This is a genomic window from Kitasatospora sp. NPDC052868, assembly GCF_044547105.1.
In the GTDB taxonomy this organism is placed as follows: Bacteria; Actinomycetota; Actinomycetes; order Streptomycetales; family Streptomycetaceae; genus Kitasatospora.
In genome coordinates this window covers 261,256-278,330 of record NZ_JBITZW010000004.1, presented here as the reverse complement: position 1 = coordinate 278,330, position 17,075 = coordinate 261,256, and the positions used below count along the sequence as shown (strand labels likewise).

The window sequence follows — 17,075 nt, the reverse complement described above, 5'->3', positions numbered from 1 at the left end:
CCCGGCCCTGAGTACCGGCGGTCAGAGCCGCACGATGACCAGGGCGGTGTCGTCGGTGGCGCCGCCGGCCGGGAGGAGGTCGTGCAGAAGGGCGTCGGCGAGGGGTTCGGGGGCGAGGCCGCAGTGCCGGGTGAGGGAGTCGGCGAGGCGGGCGAGGCCGGTGTCGATGTCCTCGCGGCGGCGTTCGACCAGGCCGTCGGTGTAGAGCACGAGCATGTCGCCCTCCTCGAACGCGATGGCGGCCTCGGGGCGGGGGACGTGTTCGGGGCGGGCGCCCAGCGGGGGGTCGGTGGCCTGGTCGAGGAACACGACGGTGCCGTCGGCGTGCAGCAGCGCGGGCGGGGGGTGGCCGGCACTGCTGTACGTGATGGTGTGCGCGTCCCAGTCGATGTGCGTCTCCACCGCCGTGGTGCTCTCGGCGCCGTCGACCGAGCGCGCGTACAGGCCGAGGACCTCCAGCGCCCGGGCGGGACCGTCGGCGACGAGCGAGGCCGCGCTCAACGCGCTGCGGAGCAGGCCCATGACGCAGGCGGCCCGCAGGCCGTGGCCGACGACGTCACCGACGGCGACCCCGATCCGGTCACCGGTCAGGTCGACCAGGTCGTACCAGTCACCGCAGACGTTCAGCGCGCCCACGGCGGGCCGGTAGCGCACGGCGGCCCGGTGGTGGCCGACCGGCCTCGGGGCGGGCAGCATCGCCGCCTGCAGGGCGAGGGCCACCTCGCGCTCCCGGGCGTGGGCCTGCCGCAGCCGGTCGTTGATCCCCTGCAGCTCGCGGGCCCGGGTGTAGAGCTCGGCTTCGAGGACGCGGGCCCGGCTGCCGTCCTGGCCGCCGCGGGCCTTGATGAGCTCGGTCACCTCCTCCACCCGGTGCACCAGCAGGACCACCCGGCCGTCCGGCCCGAGCACCGGGGCGTTCACCGGGCTCCAGTACCGCTCCGTCCAGGTGCCCGGCCGCTCCCGGGACTCGACGTCGTAGCGCTGCAGGGCCATGGCATCGCGCTCCCCGGTCTCCAGCACACGGGTGAGCGAGGCGAGCAGGTTCCGCGCACCGGTCGCATCGGGATCGTTCGGGTTGTCGGGGAAGACGTCGAAGAGGTAGCGGCCGATCAGCTCCTCCCGCGAGCGGCCGGACATGCGCACGAACTCCTCGTTCACGTCCGCGTAGACCAGCTCAGGGGTCAGCAGTGCCACCATGCCGGGCAGTGCCTGGAACATGGCCGCGTAGTCGATGTCCGCGTCGGCGCCCTTCATGCTCAGCCCGCCTCACCGTGCACCACGTGATCTGGTTCAACGATAGGAGCAGGAGCAGGGGGGCCGCCGGACGAGCGGCATCCGGGGCCGCGGTCCGAGGGGTCGGATCCCGCCCGGGGCGGTCCGCCGGCCGCTGCCCGGGGAAGCCGTCGAGGACTGCGCCGAGGGCCGGCGGCCCTCCCTTCAGGAGGAATTGACCCGTGATTTCGGTGCAGAAGTGCACCCGTTACGGGGGTCGATACCTCCGTAGATTCATTGTCATGACGAACCCCACCGCACCCGCCGCCACCGCCGCCAAGGCCCCCCGGGTCAACTTCGCCAAGACCGCCCCGAAGGCCTTCAAGGCCCTGATCGCCTTCGACTCCGCCGCCCGCGAGGGCCTCGACCCGGCCCTGGTCGAGCTCGTCCAGATCCGCGCCTCCCAGCTCAACGGCTGCGCCTACTGCCTGCACATACACACCTCCGACGCGCGCAAGGCCGGCGAGAGCGAGGAGCGGCTGCACATGGTCGCGGTCTGGAAGGACGCCGCGCACTTCTTCACCGCGAAGGAGCAGGCCGCCCTGGCCCTCGCCGAGGCCGTCACGCTGATCGGCCAGGGCGGCGTGCCCGACGCCGTCTACGAGCGGGCCGCCGCGCACTTCGCGGAGGAGGAGCTGGCCCGGCTGCTGGCCCTGATCCTCACCATCAACACCTGGAACCGGATCGCCCTCAGCACCGCCAAGGTCCCCGGCACCGACGAGCGGGCGGCGGGCTGACGGCGAGGGCCCCGTCCGCGAGGAGCAGCCGTCCGTGAAGAGCAGCCGTCCGCGAAGAGCGGCCGTCCGCGAAGAGCGGCCCTCAGGCCCCGTCGCGGTGGAGCGCCTGGACCGCCTCGTAACCGGGCACCTCGGCGGTGACGGCCCGCCCGGCCCGGACGGCGGTGGCGGCGTCCACCGCGGCGGCCAGCGCGGCCCGGTAGAGCAGCGAGCCGAGGCTGACCCGGGCGACGCCCAGCGCGGCGAGGTCGGCGAGCGCGGGGCCGGCCGGGGAGTGGAGGACGTTGAGCGGGACGGCGAGCCGCCGCACCAGCTCGCCGATGGCGCCCGGGTCGGCCAGGCCGGGTACGAACACGCCGTCCGCTCCCGCCTGTTGGTAAGCGGCGAGGCGGTGCCCGGCCTCCGCCTGCGGCCGGTCGAGCCGCAGCCAGTACGGGTCGGTCCGGGCGTTGACGAAGAGCCCGGGCGCGGCGGCCTTCACCGCGGCGATCTTCGCGGTGTGCAGGGCGACGGGCGCGAGCGTGCCGTCCGCACGGCCGTCCTCCAGGTTGATGCCCGCCACCCCGATCTCCGCCAACTCGACTGCCAGGTCGGCGACTTCGGCCGGATCTTCGCTGAAACCGCCCTCGACGTCGACGGAGAGCAGAAACCGCCCCCGGGCGAGGCGCCGGGCCAGGCGGAGGGTCTCCTCACGGGTGGCCGCGACACCGTCGGGCAGCCCGGCGGCCGCGGCCACCCCCAGGCTGGTGGTGCCGATCGCGGGAAAGCCCTGCTCGGCGAGGGCGGCGGCGGAGCCGTGGTCCCAGGCGTTGGGGAGCAACAGGGGTGCGCCCGGGCGGTGGTGGAGCTCGGCGAAGCTGTTCATGATCCGGTCTTCTCCTGAAGGGTCGGGCCGACGACGGCATCCGCGCCGCCGGCCGGGGCAACTGCCATGAACCGCTCCTCGGACACGCCGTGCAGGATCCCTGCGGCGAGGGCGAGGGCGTGCTCGCGTCCGGGGCAGAGCCGGGGTGCGGCGCCGAAGGCCAGGGTCGGTGCTCCCGGGCATCCCGCCACCGCGGCGGCGGTCTCCAGGACGACCTCGGTGCCGACGGGGATCGCCACCGCCCCGACGGTGGTGGCGCGGACGGCCTGCCGCCGCATCGCCCGGACCGGCGGGTCCCGGCGCAGCGTCTCGGCGAGCAGCCCGGCCGTGGGCGCTCCCCGGTCGGCGGAGCGGCGGGCATGCTCGACCAGCCGCCCGGTGGCGTCGCAGGCCTGGACGAGGAGGCCGATCCGGTTGGCCGCGTGGTCGGGCGGGGCCTCCCCGGAGTCGGGCAGCATCCGGGGCAGCAGCCAGGCCACCGCCGCGTCGGCCTCCCGGTCCTCGGGCCGGTCCGCGAAGTACGCCCCGGCCACCACCGCGACCGCCCGCGCCACGGCCTGCGGCTCGGCCAGCCCGAGGGCCTCCGCCAGCACCCGGACGGCCCGCAGCCGGGCGTCCGCCTCGAAGCCCGCGGCGGCGGCGATCCGCAGGCGGGCGGGGTCGAGGCCGGCGAGGTCGGCCTCCACCAGCGCGCGGCGCCCGGCGTGCGCCGCGCCCGCGCTGAACCGTGCCACGGTGGCGCGCAGCCAGGCCACGCCGCCCGGCGGTCCGGGCTCGGCGGGCACCGGCACCAGGGCGGGGTCGGCGAGGGCGGCCGTCACATCGTCGTACCGGTCGAGGACAACAGCGGTGGTGGTCATGGGGCCCACGCTAGGGGCGGAACGTTTCGGCCCCTGCCGAAACGTGGCTGCGGCACGATGGGGGCATGTCGCTAGCCCAGTTCGCCGGACTGCTCGCCGATCCGACCCGCGCCGCTTTCTGCACCGCGCTGCTCGACGGCCGCGCCTGGACGGCGGGCGAGCTGGCCCGGCACGCCGGGGTCGCGCCGTCCACGGCCAGCGAGCACCTGTCCCGGCTGATCGCCGGGGGCCTGCTGGCCGAGGAGCGGCAGGGGCGCCACCGGTACGTGCGGCTGGCCGACCCGGCGGTGGCCACCCTGATCGAGGACCTGTCGGCGTTCGCGGCGTCCGCCTCCCCCGGGCGGGCCCGGCCGCGCACCCTGCGCGAGTCCACCCGGCTGAGCGCCGAGGCGCGGGCCCGGACGTGCTACGACCACCTGGCCGGCCGCCTCGGGGTGGCGGTGTCGGACGCCGTGCTGGAGCGGGGCCTGGTGGCGGACGACGCGGGGCTCGCGGTGACCGGGCCCGGCCAGGCGTGGCTGGCCGGTATCGGCATCGAACTGCCGCCCCGGGCGGGCCGCCGGAGCGCCCGCCCGGTCGTCCGCAGCTGCCTGGACTGGACGGAGCGCCGCAGCCACCTGGGCGGGGCGCTCGGGGCCGCCCTCTGCCGGACGGCCCTGGACGGGGGCTGGGTGGAGCGGATCGGCAGCGGGCGGGCGCTGCGGGTCACCGCGGCCGGCGACCGGGCGTTCCACGAGCTGCTCGGCGTGCGGCTCGACGCGGCGCCCGGCGCCGGTCCGGACCCGGCCGGCTGACGCGCCGCGCCGCTGCCGGAGGGGCCCCTCAGCCCATCGTCTTCGCGCCGTCCAGCGACTCCCGGATGATGTCCGCGTGCCCGGCGTGCTGCGCCGTCTCCGCGAGGATGTGCAGCAGCACCCGCCGCACCGACCAGCTGGCGCCCGGCTCGAACCAGGGCGCCGCCGGCAGCGGGTGGGTGCGGTCGAGGTCGGGCAGGGTCGAGACCAGTTCATCCGTCTCGTGCGCCACCCGCTCGTACTCGGCGAGCAGCCCGGCCAGCGTCTCGCCGTCCCCCATCAGGAACTGGCCCTCCCAGTCGACCGGCTCGCTCTCCATGCTCTCCGCGCCGCCGACCGCGAACCGCATCCAGCGCTCCTCGACCCCGGTGACGTGCTTGATCAGGCCGCCCAGGCAGAGCGCGCTGACCGTGGTGCGCTGGGCGGCCTGCGCGTCGGTCAGGTCGCGGACGGTGTAGCGCAGGAAATCGCGGTGCTTGTCCAGCGTGCGGACCAGCTCGGCGCGCTCGCCGCTCATCAGGCGTCCGCCATGACGGGCATGTCTCCTGCTGTCTTTCCCAGGTCGATCAGGCCGAACGCCGCGCCCTGCGGGTCGCCGACCGCCGCGAAGCGACCGAACGGGCTGTCCATCGGGCCGAAGAACAACCGGCCGCCGCCCGCGGCCACCCTGGCCACGGCGGCGTCGCAGTCGTCCACCGCGAAGTAGACGCTCACATACGACGGCGCCTCGGGCGGGAGGTCGTCCGGTCCCACCTTCATCCGGCCGAGCGCGGGCTGGCCGCCGACCTGGAAGATCTTGTAGTCGACCTGATCGGTGTCCATCCGCTTCACGCCGAACGGGAAGACGGCCGGGAAGAAGGCGTCCGCCTTGCCCGGCTCCCTGGTGAGCACCTCGGCCCAGGTGTACGCGCCCGGCGCGCCCTGCTTCTCGAAGCCCTCGTGGTTGCCGGCCTGCCAGACGCCGAAGGCGACACCGGCCGGGTCCTTGCCGATCACCATGGTGCCGAAGTCGCCGACCTGCATCGGCCCCATCAGCACCTCGCCGCCGTTGGCGCGGATCCGGTCCGCGGTGGCGGCGGCGTCCGGTGAGGAGAGGTACAGGCACCAGGCCGACTGCGCCTCCTGGCCGGGCATCGGCGGGACCACGGCGGCCACCGCCTTGCCGTCCGAGTAGGCCGTCGTGTAGTTGCCGAACTCCGACGAGCTCTCGCCGAAGGTCCAGCCCAGCACGTCGCCGTAGAACGTCTTCGCGCCGTCCAGGTCGGTGAACATCGCGTCGGCCCAACAGGGCGTGCCTTCAGGTAGCGCGGCCATCTCTCAGCCCTCTCATGTGACGTTTTGCCCCGATTCGCCACAGTATCGAGTCCACCGTCCGAGCGCGCGCGTTCGATACGAACGGCGACGGCCCGCCGGGTCCACACCCCGGCGGGCCGTCCCGGTCACCTGCGCCGCTACCCGATCGGCGCGGCCGCCGCCGGCGAGCCGAACGGCGGGCGCGCACCCGCCGTCCCGAAGCCGCTCGGCCCGAACGACCCCGAGCCGGTCGGCGCCGAGCCGACCGGCCGGGCGTCCGCCGTCACCGCGTCCACCGACACGGGCAGCTCCGGCACGGACTCCGACCCCGCCGCCGCCCTGCCGCCGAAGTGCCGCCGCAGATCCGCCTCGCCGTACCGGTGGCAGTCCCGGTGCCAGACGTGGATGCCCGCGAGCCAGTTCTCCAGCTCCTTCACGTACCCGTCCAGCATCGCGCGCGCCTCCGGCCCCAGGTCGAAGTCGTCGTACAGCACCGGGAGTTCGCTCTGCGCCACGTGCTGGAACTGGGCCACCCGCGAGTTCATCAGGTCGTCGACGATGTGCACGGCCGTCGGGTAGTCGCAGTTGAAGAAGTTCTGCACCACCAGCACCACGTTGTGCACCTCGCCCTCGTACTCCACCTCCTTCTGGTACGAGAACAGGTCGTTCATCATGCACGCGTAGTCGGCGGCGGAGTTCTCCAGCGAGCGCATCGGCCCGCTCTGGTAGATCTCCGGCGGCACGGCCTGCCCGTGGGCGAGCCGGCAGAGGCTCATGGTGAGGTCGGACCCGAAGGTCTTGCGGCGCATCTCGATGTAGTCCACGGGGTCGGGGATCCGGTGCTGCGCCTGGTTGTTGAGCTCCCAGACCCAGCTCAGCAGCATGTCCTCGACGGCGGTGCGGAACTTCTGCCGGGCCTCGGGTGCCATCGGCCCGGCGGTCCGCGTCCAGAGGTCGGCCAGACCGCGCTCCAGGGCGTTCAGCGGCACCGGAGTCGGGCTGCCGTCGACCGGCATGAACGCCGAGAACCGCGCGGTCAGCGCCTTGGCCCCGACCAGGTCCCTGGTCCGTCCGAACACCGCCGGGTAGTAGTCGTCGCCGTACGTCCCCCAGGTCAACCAGGCTGAGGTGAGGTCGAGTTGCTCGGCGGTGGCGTCCGGGTGGATGCCCGCCGAGCAGAGCGGGAAGTCGTAGTCGGCGACCTTCTCCGCCGTCCAGATGTCCGAGCCCGGTACGCCCGGCTGGACCTCCAGCATGCCCATCTCCGCAGCCCACGCCACGGTGTTGGCCCGGGAGGTCTCAAGGTGCGGGCTCAGCTGCACCGTGAACGGCATTTTGAACTCCGGCAGTCGGGACGGACCGACGCGCTGGAACGGCACATGGCTGTGCGAGCGCGCCCGCCGCAGCGCCGGCTCGACGCCGCCGGGCGATCCGGGCGTCCCGTCCAGCGTGTTGACCCCGCTGAGCGAGCCCAACTCGCCGAGCCCGCCGGGGAATCCGCCCCCGGCCGGGACCCGGAACAGATCCAGCGCCGAGGTGCCCACCCCGCCGATCGCGAACTGGTCCCACCAGTTGCCCGAATCCGCCGCCGCGCCACCGCCGTTCATGTACCGGCTGGAGCGCATGTGCCACTCGTGGCCGCCCGACTGCCAGTCCTGCAGGCCCTTGACGTAGGCCAGCACCCGGGCGCACTCCTCCGGGTCCAGCCCGGTCTCGGCGAACAGCGGCGGGAGTTCGGTGAAGACGGTGTTCTCGAACTGCTGCAGCCGCGAGGTGAGCAGGTCGTTGACGGCCTCCGCCGCCTCCTGGGTCGAGCACCCCAGGAAGGTCTCCAGCACCAGGACGCCGTTGCTCAGCTCGCCCTCGTCCTCCACCTCCCGCTGGTACGAGAAGAGGTCGTTGCGCAGGTGGACACCGTCCGAGAAGGCGTCCATCAGCACCCGCAGCGGGCGGGAGCCCGAAACCGACTTCGGCACCTCGGCGTTGGCCGCGTACTCGATCAGACCGGCCGACCAGGGTGCGCCGCCGACCTTGCGGCGCATCTCGATGTACTCGACCGGGTTGGCGATCCGGCCGGCGTTGATGTTGGCGAGCTCCCAGAGCGACTCGTTGAGCAGGTTGCGGGTGCTCTCGGCGAACCGCAGCCGCCAGTCCTCGCCCATCGCGGGGACGGTCCGCCGCCACAGGTCGGCCAGACCGGCCTCGACCGGGTTGGTCGGCTCGGGCATCGGGGTGGCCGGGTCGGCCGGCATGAACAGCGGCAGCCGGTCCAGGTAGGCCTTGCCACCCTCGCGGTCGTTGGTGCGCTTGAAGATGTCGAGGAAGTGGTCGTCGAAGAAGAACACCCACACGTACCAGTCGGTGACCAGCGAGAGCGCCTCGGCGGAGGCGTCCGGGTGGGTGTAGGCGCAGAGCAGACCGTAGTCGTGGGCCTCCAGGTCGGCCTGTTCCCAGATCCCCGAGCCCTCCAGCATCCCCATCGTCCGCGCCCACGCGGTGGAGTGGGTGCGGGCCTCCTCCAGATGGGGGTTGAGACGGGCCGGGTGCGGCACGTAGAAGGAGGGCAGTTCGAACGGCTGAGTCACCGGGCGAGCCTTTCTGGACGCGTCGAAGAGGCCGACCGGCACGGCGAGGAGCGCCTCGATCCCACAGCGCCCGCCACCCGGTCGGCTCAGCATTACCCCTGGGCAACGATCTCCACCGAGGAACGGCAACAGTCATACGAGTTGGCCCTGGGTTGGGGCGATCCAGTCGAACGACAGCCCGATTGAACGGTTGGTTCTGGTTCATCTGTACGGTCGCGGGCCGACCTCGTCGCCACCCCGCCGACCGGTCCCGGACCGCGCCGGGCGCATGGTCCGGACACGCCGAGAGGGGCGAGCGGTGATCCGCTCGCCCCTCTCAGGCGCGTTGTTCCGGCCCGGCCCGGGCGGTCTACAGCAGGAACAGGGAGGCGGCGGCCGGCGCCATGTAGATCAGCGGCCACTGCACGTGGCCGAACGAGCGGGCCCGCAGGACGGTGATCGCCGCACCGGCGAAGTACAGCACCAGCCCGACCGCGGCCAGCACCCCGACCACCGGCAGGAAGAGACCCGCCACCAGACCCGCAGCGCCGGCGACCTTCGCCGCACCGAGCAGGTTCCACCACGACTGCGGGACGCCGTACTCGACCAGCGGGTCCACCACGAACCCGGCCCGGAAGAAGATCGAGGCGCCCGAGAAGCCCGCCATGAAGGCGGCCAGGCAGGTGACGACAACGTAGGTGACAGACATGGGGGTTGCTCCTCAACGGGCGAGTCGTGCGGTCCACCGGTGCGTTGCCCGCCCCGGCCGGAGTGCCTTGCGCTCTTTCACTCCTCTGACCCGCCGCACCGCGCAGGTGTGACACGACCACCGAAGAACTTTTCCGAGGGCAGCGCGACAGCACGGCCGCAGGGCCGGGACGCGGCCGCAACCCGCCCGGCCTGCCGCCCCGGGTGCCGCACGGATGCCGCCCACTCACCGACGATCCTCCGAATGCGCAGCCGATTTACCACCGGACAACAAGTCCGCCGACGAACCATCCGGCCGCTCCTAGGTTTCCCCTCCGCTGGGCGTGTTGACCCCGCCCCCTCCTCACCCGTCCAGCAGACTGGGCGGCGACCCGAGACTCCACGCTCAGAGGAGGGCTACCCCATGAACGTCACCGTCCGGCTCGCGCAGCAGCCTGAGGCCGACGAACTGCTCGGGCGCAGCGCGCTCGCCGCGCTCGTCGGGATGTTGCTCGACCAGCAGGTGCCCATGGAATGGGCGTTCACCGGCCCGCTCACCATCGCGCAGCGGCTCGGCCGGGACGACCTCGACGCGCACGAGATCGCGGTGTACGACCCGGAGGCCTTCGTCGCCCTGCTCTCCGACAAGCCGGCCGTGCACCGCTATCCGGCCGCGATGGCCAAACGGGTGCAGCAGCTCTGCCAGTTCCTGGTGGCGCAGTACGACGGGAACGCCTCCGGCGTGTGGCAGGGCGTCGCGACCGGCAAGGAGTTGCTCAGCCGCCTCAACGCCCTTCCCGGGTTCGGGAAGCAGAAGTCGCAGATCTTCCTCGCCCTGCTCGGCAAGCAGTACGGCGTGCAGCCCGAGGGCTGGCGCGAGGCGGCGGGCGCGTACGGCGAGGAGGGCGCGTACCACTCGGTCGCGGACATCACCGGCCCGGAGACGCTGGAGAAGGTGCGCATCCACAAGCAGGAGGTCAAGCGCGCCGCCAAGGAGGCGAAGGCCAAGGTCTGAGCCCACCGGCGGGCGCGCAACACCCGTGAAGCGGCTCCACAGCCCTTCCCGTGTGCGCACGGGGCCCCGGCCGCGCATCGCGACCGGGGCCCGCCACCGCACACCGTCAGACCAGGACGGGCTCCCGGTTCGAGGCCTCCGCAGCCTCGTCGGCCTCGACCGCCGGCGCCCCGGCGACCGCCGCCTTCCGCTTCGGCAGCGCGCACATCAGCAGGAACACCACCACCAGCACCCCCACGACCCACCACATCGCGTGGACGAAAGCCCCGTTGAACGCCGTCCCGACCTCGGCCGGAGCCGGCGTCGCGGGCATCGCGCCGAAGAACGCCACCGAGACCAGCCCGAGCCCCAGCGCCATCCCCACCTGGTTCACCGTGTTGATCAGACCGGACGCCGACCCGGCGTGCTCACGGGGCACCTCCGCCAGCACCGCGTCCGTGATCGGCGCGACGATCAGGCCCATCCCGAGGCCCATCACCACCAGCGGCAGCGCCATCTGCCACGGCGCGATGGCCGTCCCGTACCGCTCCGCCTCCCAGACGTAGGTGAGGACGCCCGCCGCCATCACCAGCGCGCCGGCCTGGAGCACCTTGCGGCCGAACCGCGGCACCAGCTGCTGCACCGAGAGCCCGGCCGCCACCGAGACGGCGATCGAGAACGGGATGCCGGTCGTCCCGGCCTTCAGCGGGCTCCAGCCCAGGCCCAGTTGCATGTACAGGGTCCAGCACAGGAAGAAGATCCCGGTGACGACCCCGAAGGTCAGCTGCACGCCGATGCCCGCCGCGAAGCTCTTCACCCGGAACAGCGAGAGCTCCACCAGCGGCGAGCCGTCCCGCCGGGTCTTGACCCGCTCGTAGACGACGAACAGCGCGAACACCGGCAGGCTCCCGGCCATCGACAGGTAGCCCCAGAGCGGCCAGCCGGCCTCCCGGCCGTGGGTGAGCGGGTAGATCAGCATCAGCAGGCCGGCGCTGGCCAGCAGCACGCCCAGCAGGTCCAGCTTCAGCGCCTTGTCCGCCCGCGACTCCCCGATGAACGCCCGGCCCAGCAGCAGCCCGGCGATGCCGACCGGCAGGTTGATCAGGAAGATCGGCCGCCAGGCCAGGCCGAAGAGGTCCCACTCGGTCAGCAGCGCGCCGATCAGCGGGCCGGACACGGCGCCCAGGCCGACCACCGCGCCGAACATCCCGAACACCTTGCCGCGCTCCTCCGCCGGGAAGGTCGCGTGGATGATCGACAGCACCTGCGGCACCATCAGCGCCGCCGTCGCGCCCTGCAGGATGCGCGTCGCGACCAGCATCTCGGCACCGGTGGCCAGGCCGCAGAGCGCGGAGGCGGCGGTGAAGCCGCCGATCCCGATCAGGAACAGCCGCTTGCGGCCGTAGATGTCGCCCAGCCTGCCGCCCGTGATCAGCCCGATCGCGAAGGCCAGGGCGTAGCCGCCGGTCACCCACTGGACGGCGCTGAACGATGCGCCGGTGTCCTCCTGGATGCTCGGGATGGCGATGTTCACGATGGTGACGTCCACCAGGTCCATGAAGGAGGCGGTCATCACGATCGCCAGCGCGATCCACCTCCGCCGGTCGGCAACCGCCGCATCGGTCTTCATTGCGTTCTCCCCTACCTCGCTCTTCGGCACGTCTGTGACGATAGAGCGGATGTAGGTCAGATCCTGTCCGCCTTGTCCGGCATCCTGGAGCGCATGACAGACACTCCGGCACGCCTGCTGAACCTGCTGTCCCTCCTCCAGACCCCGCGCGAGTGGCCCGGCAGCGAGCTGGCCGAACGCCTCCAGGTCAGCGCACGGACCATCCGCCGCGACATCGACCGGCTGCGCGAGCTTGGCTACCCGGTCGAGGCGACGATGGGCTCCATCGGCGGCTACCGGCTGGTGGCGGGGACGGCGATGCCGCCGCTTCTGCTGGACGACGAGGAGGCGGTGGCCATCGCGGTCGGCCTCCGGGCGGCGGCCGGACACGCCGTGGTCGGCATCGAGGAGGCGTCCGTCCGGGCGCTGGGCAAGCTGCTCCAGGTCCTGCCGGGCCGTCTGCGCCACCGGGTCGCCGCCCTGAACGCGGCCACCGTGCCCCTGCTCAGCGGCGACGGGCCGACCGTCGACCCGGAGGACCTCACCGTGCTGGCCAACGCCGTCACCAACCGGGAGCGGCTGCGCTTCGGCTACCGGGCCGGCAACGGCGCCGAGACCAGACGCCAGGTGGAGCCCAACCGCCTGGTCTCGGCCGGGCGGCGCTGGTACCTGGTCGGGTACGACCTCGACCGCGACGACTGGCGGCTCTTCCGGGTGGACCGGCTCACCGAGCCCTTCGCCACCGGCGCCCGCTTCGCCCCGCGCGAGCTCCCCGCCGAGGACGCGGCCGCGTACGTGGCGAGCAAGCTCCGCCGCCCCTCCCCGACGTACACCCTGGTCGCGACCCTGCACACGCCGGCCGCGAACGTCGAGCGCTGGACCCACCGCAACGGGGACTCCGAGGTCGAGCCGATCGACGAACAGAGCTGCCGCTTCCGCTCCCGCGGGGACTCCCTCGAATGGCTGGCCATGCGCCTGCTGATGCTCGGCTGCGAGTTCGAGGTCCACGAGCCCCCGGAGATGCACGCCCACCTGCGCGCCCTGGCCGCCCGCGCGGCCCGCGCGGCGGACGCGCCCTCAGGAACGTTCTAGGCCCTGCCCGGTCGATCTTGCCGGACAGGGCCGAGACCGTGCCTGACACCGCCGGCCCACCGTACGGGCCGGACAGGGCCTGGGACACGGCCGCCCGCCCGGGTGTCCCCACCGGGCGGGCGCCGTCCCTCAGACGCCGAACTCGGCGGTCAGCACCGCCCGCGCCAGCGTGTGGAAGGTGATGTTGAAGCCGACCTGGGCCGGCGGGAGGTCGGCGGCGACGTCCAGCTTCTCCACGTCCAGCGCGTGCACGGCGAAGGCGTAGCGGTGCGCCGGGCCGGGCGGCGGGGCGGCGCCGTCGTACTTGTTCCCGGGGAAGTCGTTGCGGCCGTGGAAGGAGTCCGCGCCGGGCAGGTCGGCATCCGAGGCACCGGCTCCGCGCGGCAGGCCGACGGCGTCGGCGGGCAGGTTGAGGGCGAGCCAGTGCCACCAGCCGGAGCCGGTCGGCGCGTCCGGGTCGTAGCAGGTGACGGCGATGCTCCGGGTGCCCTCCGGCAGGCCCGACCAGGCCAGCTGCGGCGAGAGGTTGGCACCGGCGTAGGTGAACTCCTCGGCCAGCTTGCCGCCTTCGGAGATGTCCTCACTGGACAGCTCGAAGGACGGCACCTGCGGCAGGAACTCATAGGGCAGCGGCGGACGAACGCTCACGGTTGGTCACCTCTCGACAAGCCGGGGCAGCCCGGCTCGGGCTGAACGACGCGATTCACTGTAGTGGGGTGCACCGGCACACGGACCCGTCCTAAAGTCGGGTCATGGCCTCCACCTTCGCCCGCCTGATATCCGACTCGCGCCGTGCGCTCCTCACGATGGTCGGCGCACTGGCCGTCATCTGGGTGGTGCAGCTGGTGAACTGGATGGACGACTACCGGCTCTCCTACGAGTACGGGGTCTCGTCGCGCCGGCTCGACGAGCTACCGGAGATGTTCACGATGCCCTTCCTGCACTTCGGTTGGGATCACATCGAGGCCAACTCCTGGCCGCTGTTCGCCTTCGGCTTCCTGGCCGCCTACCGGGGCATGAAGAAGTTCCTCTGGGCGACCCTGCTGATCACCGTGGCCTCCGGCCTCACGGTCTGGCTGTGCGAGCGCCCCAACGTGGTGACGGCCGGCGCCAGCGGCGTGGTCTACGGGTACTTCGGCTACGTGGTGCTGCGCGGCCTGCTCGACCGCAACCTGCTGGACGCGGTGATCGGCGTCGTCATCGGCGCCGGGTACTCCTACCTCCTGGTCGGCGTGCTGCCCACCGCCCAGGGGGTCAGCTGGCTGGGCCACCTGGGCGGGCTGGTCGGCGGGCTCGGCGCCGCCTGGCTGTTCCGCAACCGCGGCCCGCGACCCGCCGCGGCCACCCCCGACTCCGCTCCCGGGGCCGCCCCCGGCCCCCGCTCCGCGCTGCTCAAGGAGCTGGACGACCTGGGCCTGTAGACACGGCCACCAGGTATAGACCATTTCGGGGCCCTGCGGTTAGCGTGGGAGGAATCCGCCCCCTGCTCCGGAGCCGCACCGTGGAGTCGTCCGTCCTCGCCTTCGCCACCGACCTGATCGACGAGGGCGCCGACACCTTCTTCGGCAACCTCACCGACCGGGCGGGGGTCGGCGGCGTCACCCTCGCCTCCGTCTACCACGAGGCCCGCGACGTCTTCCCGCACAACCCCCGCCGGGTGATCCGCTACCTGGAGCCCGGCGCGGCGTACTTCCGGCCCGACCCGGCGCGCTGGGCCGGCCGCCGCCTCGCACCCTCACCCGCCGCCGCGATCGGCGAGCGCGACCCCTTCGCCGAGGCAGCCGCCGAGGCGCAGCGCCGCGGGCTGCGGCTGCACGCCTGGACGGTCTTCTGCCACAACGACCGGCTCGGGTTCCAGCACCCGGACTGCGCCCCGGCCAACGCCTTCGGCGACCGGCACCTCACCGAGCTCTGCCCGGCCAACCCGGAGGTCCGCGAGTATGCGGTGACCCTCGTCGCCGAGCTGGCCCGGTACGGCGTGCAGGCCGTCCGCGCCGAGTCGCTGCACTTCCACGGGCTACGGCACGGCTACCACCACGAGCGCTACTTCGAGGAGCTCGGCCCGATCGCGGAGGCGCTGCTCGGCCTCTGCTTCTGCGACCACTGCCGGGCCGCCGCCACCCGCGCGGGCGTGCCGGCCGAGGAGGTGGCGGCGGCCGTCCGCACTGAGCTGCGCCGCCGGCTGGCCGACGACGCGGCGGCCGCCGAGCCGGGGGCCCTGGACGAGCTGGCCGGCGGTGCACTCGCCGCGTACGTCGACGCCTCCGCCGCCACGGTGACCTCGCTCGCCGCCGAGGTGGCCGAGGAGGCGCAGCGGCACGGCATGCGGCTGAGCTTCATGGACGGCGGCGGCCCGGGCACGGGCTGGCTCTCCGGCATCGACCTGCCCGCGCTTGCCAAGGCCGCCCACCAGATCGAGACCCTCGGCTACGCGAAGACCCCGGAGGCCGTCCGCGAGAAGATCGCCGCCTTCGCCCTGCACGGGGTGCGCCCGCAGGACATGGCGGTGATCCTGCGCCCGATGGCCTCGGACTGCGACGGGCCGGCCAACCTGGCCGCCAAGATCACCGTCCTGCGCGAGCTGGGCGTGCCGGAGGTCGAGTTCTACAACTACGGCCTGATGCGGCTCTCCTCGCTCGACCGGATCGGCGCCGCGCTGGGCTAGGGCCCCTGGGCCCGGGGGTTACCGTCGGCGCCGGGACGTCCCGAACAGGCTGCGGGAGATCTCCCGCCCGAGCTGCGTCCCGGCCGAGCGGGCGAAGGACCTGACCGCCGGGTTGCTCAGCAGCGAGCCGAGCAGTCCGCCGCCCTCCTCCTCCTTCTCCTTCTCCTTCTCCCGCCGGGGCTCCGGCGCCGGCTCCTCCGCGGGCTGCCGACCGGGCTCGGGCTCCGCGACCGGCGCCGCCTGTGGCCGGGCGGCCCGCGCGGCCAGCTTCTCGTAGGCCGACTCCCGGTCGATCGCGTCCCGGTAGCGGGCGGTCAGCTCCGACCCGTCCACCGCCGCCTGGAGCGCGGCCGGCTCGACCGGCCCCATCAGCGACTGCGGCGCCCGCAGCCGGGTGGCCGCCACCGGCGTCGGTGCGCCCTTCTCCGAGAGCACCGTCACCACCGCCTCACCCGTCCCGAGTGAGGTCAGCACCTCGCCCAGGTCGTACGCGGGCGACTTGGGGAAGGTGGAGACCGTCGCCTTGAGCGCCTTGGCGTCGTCCGGGGTGAAGGCGCGCAGCGCGTGCTGCACCCGGTTGCCCAGCTGGGCGAGCACGTCGGCGGGGACGTCCTTCGGCGTCTGGGTGACGAAGAAGATGCCCACGCCCTTGGACCGGATCAGCCGGACGGTCTGGGTGATCGCCTCCAGGAAGGACTTGGACGCGCCCTTGAAGAGCAGGTGCGCCTCGTCGAAGAAGAACACCAGCTTGGGCTTGTCGAGGTCCCCCACCTCGGGCAGCTCCTGGTAGAGGTCGGCGAGCAGCCACATCAGGAAGGTGGAGAAGAGCCGCGGCCGGTCCTGCACCGCGGGCAGCTCCAGCACCGAGACGACGCCCCGCCCTTCCGCGGCGGTCCGCAGCAGCTCGGCGGTGTCGAACTCCGGCTCGCCGAAGAACGCCCCGGCGCCCTCGTTCTCCAGCATGGTGAGCGAGCGCAGGATCACCCCGGCGGTCGCCGCGGAGAGCCCGCCGATGCCCTTCAGCTCCTCCTTGCCCTCCGGCGAGGCGAGGAAGGTGATGACGGCGGTGAGGTCCTTGAGGTCGTACAGCTCGAGCCCGCGCTTGTCGGCGTAGTGGAACACCAGGCCGAGCGAGGACTCCTGGGTCTCGTTCAGGTCCAGCACCTTGGCCAGCAGCAGCGGGCCGAAGCTGGTGACGGTGGCCCGCATAGGGATGCCCGCGCCCTGCCCGCCGAGGGAGAAGAAGTCGACCGGGCAGCCCTGGGCCGACCAGCTCTGCCCGACCTCGGCGGCGCGGGCGGTGGTCCGCTCGCTCGGCGCGCCCGGTGCGGCGATCCCGGAGACGTCGCCCTTGATGTCGGCCAGGAACACCGGCACGCCCTGGGCGGAGAGCTGTTCGGCGATCAGCTGGAGGGTCTTGGTCTTGCCGGTGCCGGTCGCACCGGCCACCAGGCCGTGCCGGTTGAGCACGCCGAGCGGGACGCGTACCTGGGCCGCCGGGTACGCGGTGCCGTCGAGCAGCACCGCCCCGAGGTCGAGGGCGGGGCCGGTGAAGGCGTAGCCCTCGGCGATCCCCCGCACGACGGGTGGGACAACGGCGGTGGACGGCGGCTCGGCGGACGGCGGCTCGGCAGTCGGCATCG

Annotated in this window: 16 protein-coding genes; 6 read left to right on the top strand and 10 right to left on the bottom strand. The window is 73.2% G+C overall.

All coding sequences use genetic code 11. From position 1 onward, the window contains the following. Nucleotides 1-21: 21 nt before the first annotated feature. Complete coding sequence (locus ACIGZJ_RS09885) at nt 22-1,254, bottom strand: PP2C family protein-serine/threonine phosphatase (protein WP_396456739.1); 1,233 nt, start codon at nt 1,252-1,254, stop codon at nt 22-24. A 260-nt stretch (nt 1,255-1,514) separates the two neighbouring features. Between ACIGZJ_RS09885 and ACIGZJ_RS09880 the strand changes: the two genes are divergently transcribed. Next, on the top strand, nt 1,515-2,009 hold the full coding sequence (locus ACIGZJ_RS09880) for a carboxymuconolactone decarboxylase family protein (protein WP_396456738.1): 495 nt from the start codon (nt 1,515-1,517) through the stop codon (nt 2,007-2,009). 82 nt (nt 2,010-2,091) lie between these two features. Here the strand turns inward: ACIGZJ_RS09880 and ACIGZJ_RS09875 are convergent, their stop codons facing one another. Continuing rightward, nucleotides 2,092-2,874 (bottom strand): isocitrate lyase/phosphoenolpyruvate mutase family protein, encoded by a 783-nt coding sequence (locus tag ACIGZJ_RS09875; protein ID WP_396456737.1) that lies wholly within the window; start codon nt 2,872-2,874, stop codon nt 2,092-2,094. Next, a complete protein-coding gene (locus ACIGZJ_RS09870) occupies nt 2,871-3,734 on the bottom strand; it encodes a hypothetical protein (RefSeq protein ID WP_396456736.1) in 864 nt (287 codons plus the stop codon). The genes ACIGZJ_RS09875 and ACIGZJ_RS09870 overlap by 4 nt, the downstream gene beginning before the upstream one ends. A 65-nt stretch (nt 3,735-3,799) precedes the next feature. Between ACIGZJ_RS09870 and ACIGZJ_RS09865 the strand changes: the two genes are divergently transcribed. After that, nucleotides 3,800-4,528 carry an ArsR/SmtB family transcription factor gene (locus ACIGZJ_RS09865; RefSeq protein WP_396456735.1) on the top strand — a complete coding sequence of 243 codons (729 nt, stop codon included), beginning with the start codon at nt 3,800-3,802 and terminating at the stop codon, nt 4,526-4,528. A 28-nt stretch (nt 4,529-4,556) separates the two neighbouring features. On the opposite strand, the gene ACIGZJ_RS09860 is transcribed toward ACIGZJ_RS09865, so the two are convergent. The 4 genes from ACIGZJ_RS09860 to ACIGZJ_RS09845 form a co-directional block, all read right to left on the bottom strand. Next, the gene (locus ACIGZJ_RS09860; RefSeq protein ID WP_396456734.1) at nt 4,557-5,045 is read right to left on the bottom strand and encodes a DinB family protein; all 489 of its coding nucleotides are present in this window, start codon (nt 5,043-5,045) and stop codon (nt 4,557-4,559) included. Further along, complete coding sequence (locus tag ACIGZJ_RS09855) at nt 5,045-5,842, bottom strand: VOC family protein (RefSeq protein WP_396456733.1); 798 nt, start codon at nt 5,840-5,842, stop codon at nt 5,045-5,047. The genes ACIGZJ_RS09860 and ACIGZJ_RS09855 overlap by 1 nt, the downstream gene beginning before the upstream one ends. 137 nt (nt 5,843-5,979) lie before the next feature. Next, nucleotides 5,980-8,406, bottom strand: coding sequence for a germacradienol/geosmin synthase (locus ACIGZJ_RS09850; RefSeq protein ID WP_396456732.1), 2,427 nt, complete (start codon nt 8,404-8,406; stop codon nt 5,980-5,982). A 349-nt stretch (nt 8,407-8,755) separates the two neighbouring features. After that, a complete protein-coding gene (locus tag ACIGZJ_RS09845) occupies nt 8,756-9,094 on the bottom strand; it encodes a DoxX family protein (protein WP_396456731.1) in 339 nt (112 codons plus the stop codon). A 402-nt stretch (nt 9,095-9,496) separates the two neighbouring features. Between ACIGZJ_RS09845 and ACIGZJ_RS09840 the strand changes: the two genes are divergently transcribed. Further along, on the top strand, nt 9,497-10,087 hold the full coding sequence (locus ACIGZJ_RS09840) for an HhH-GPD-type base excision DNA repair protein (RefSeq protein ID WP_392930667.1): 591 nt from the start codon (nt 9,497-9,499) through the stop codon (nt 10,085-10,087). 106 nt (nt 10,088-10,193) lie between these two features. Here the strand turns inward: ACIGZJ_RS09840 and ACIGZJ_RS09835 are convergent, their stop codons facing one another. Continuing rightward, nucleotides 10,194-11,696 carry an MFS transporter gene (locus tag ACIGZJ_RS09835; protein WP_396456730.1) on the bottom strand — a complete coding sequence of 501 codons (1,503 nt, stop codon included), beginning with the start codon at nt 11,694-11,696 and terminating at the stop codon, nt 10,194-10,196. Nucleotides 11,697-11,789: 93 nt separating this feature from the next. Here ACIGZJ_RS09835 and ACIGZJ_RS09830 point away from each other — a divergent pair, with 93 nt between their 5' ends. Further along, nucleotides 11,790-12,767 carry a helix-turn-helix transcriptional regulator gene (locus ACIGZJ_RS09830; RefSeq protein ID WP_396456729.1) on the top strand — a complete coding sequence of 326 codons (978 nt, stop codon included), beginning with the start codon at nt 11,790-11,792 and terminating at the stop codon, nt 12,765-12,767. Between the two features lie 129 nt (nt 12,768-12,896). Here the strand turns inward: ACIGZJ_RS09830 and ACIGZJ_RS09825 are convergent, their stop codons facing one another. After that, nucleotides 12,897-13,415, bottom strand: a complete 519-nt coding sequence (locus ACIGZJ_RS09825; protein ID WP_392930660.1) for a YbhB/YbcL family Raf kinase inhibitor-like protein — start codon at nt 13,413-13,415, stop codon at nt 12,897-12,899. A 104-nt stretch (nt 13,416-13,519) separates the two neighbouring features. Here ACIGZJ_RS09825 and ACIGZJ_RS09820 point away from each other — a divergent pair, with 104 nt between their 5' ends. Continuing rightward, complete coding sequence (locus ACIGZJ_RS09820; protein WP_396456728.1) at nt 13,520-14,188, top strand: rhomboid family intramembrane serine protease; 669 nt, start codon at nt 13,520-13,522, stop codon at nt 14,186-14,188. A gap of 80 nt (nt 14,189-14,268) precedes the next feature. Next, a complete protein-coding gene (locus tag ACIGZJ_RS09815) occupies nt 14,269-15,432 on the top strand; it encodes a hypothetical protein (RefSeq protein ID WP_396456727.1) in 1,164 nt (387 codons plus the stop codon). 18 nt (nt 15,433-15,450) lie between these two features. Here the strand turns inward: ACIGZJ_RS09815 and ACIGZJ_RS09810 are convergent, their stop codons facing one another. Continuing rightward, nucleotides 15,451-17,073, bottom strand: coding sequence for a helicase HerA-like domain-containing protein (locus ACIGZJ_RS09810; RefSeq protein ID WP_396456726.1), 1,623 nt, complete (start codon nt 17,071-17,073; stop codon nt 15,451-15,453). Nucleotides 17,074-17,075 lie beyond the last annotated feature (2 nt).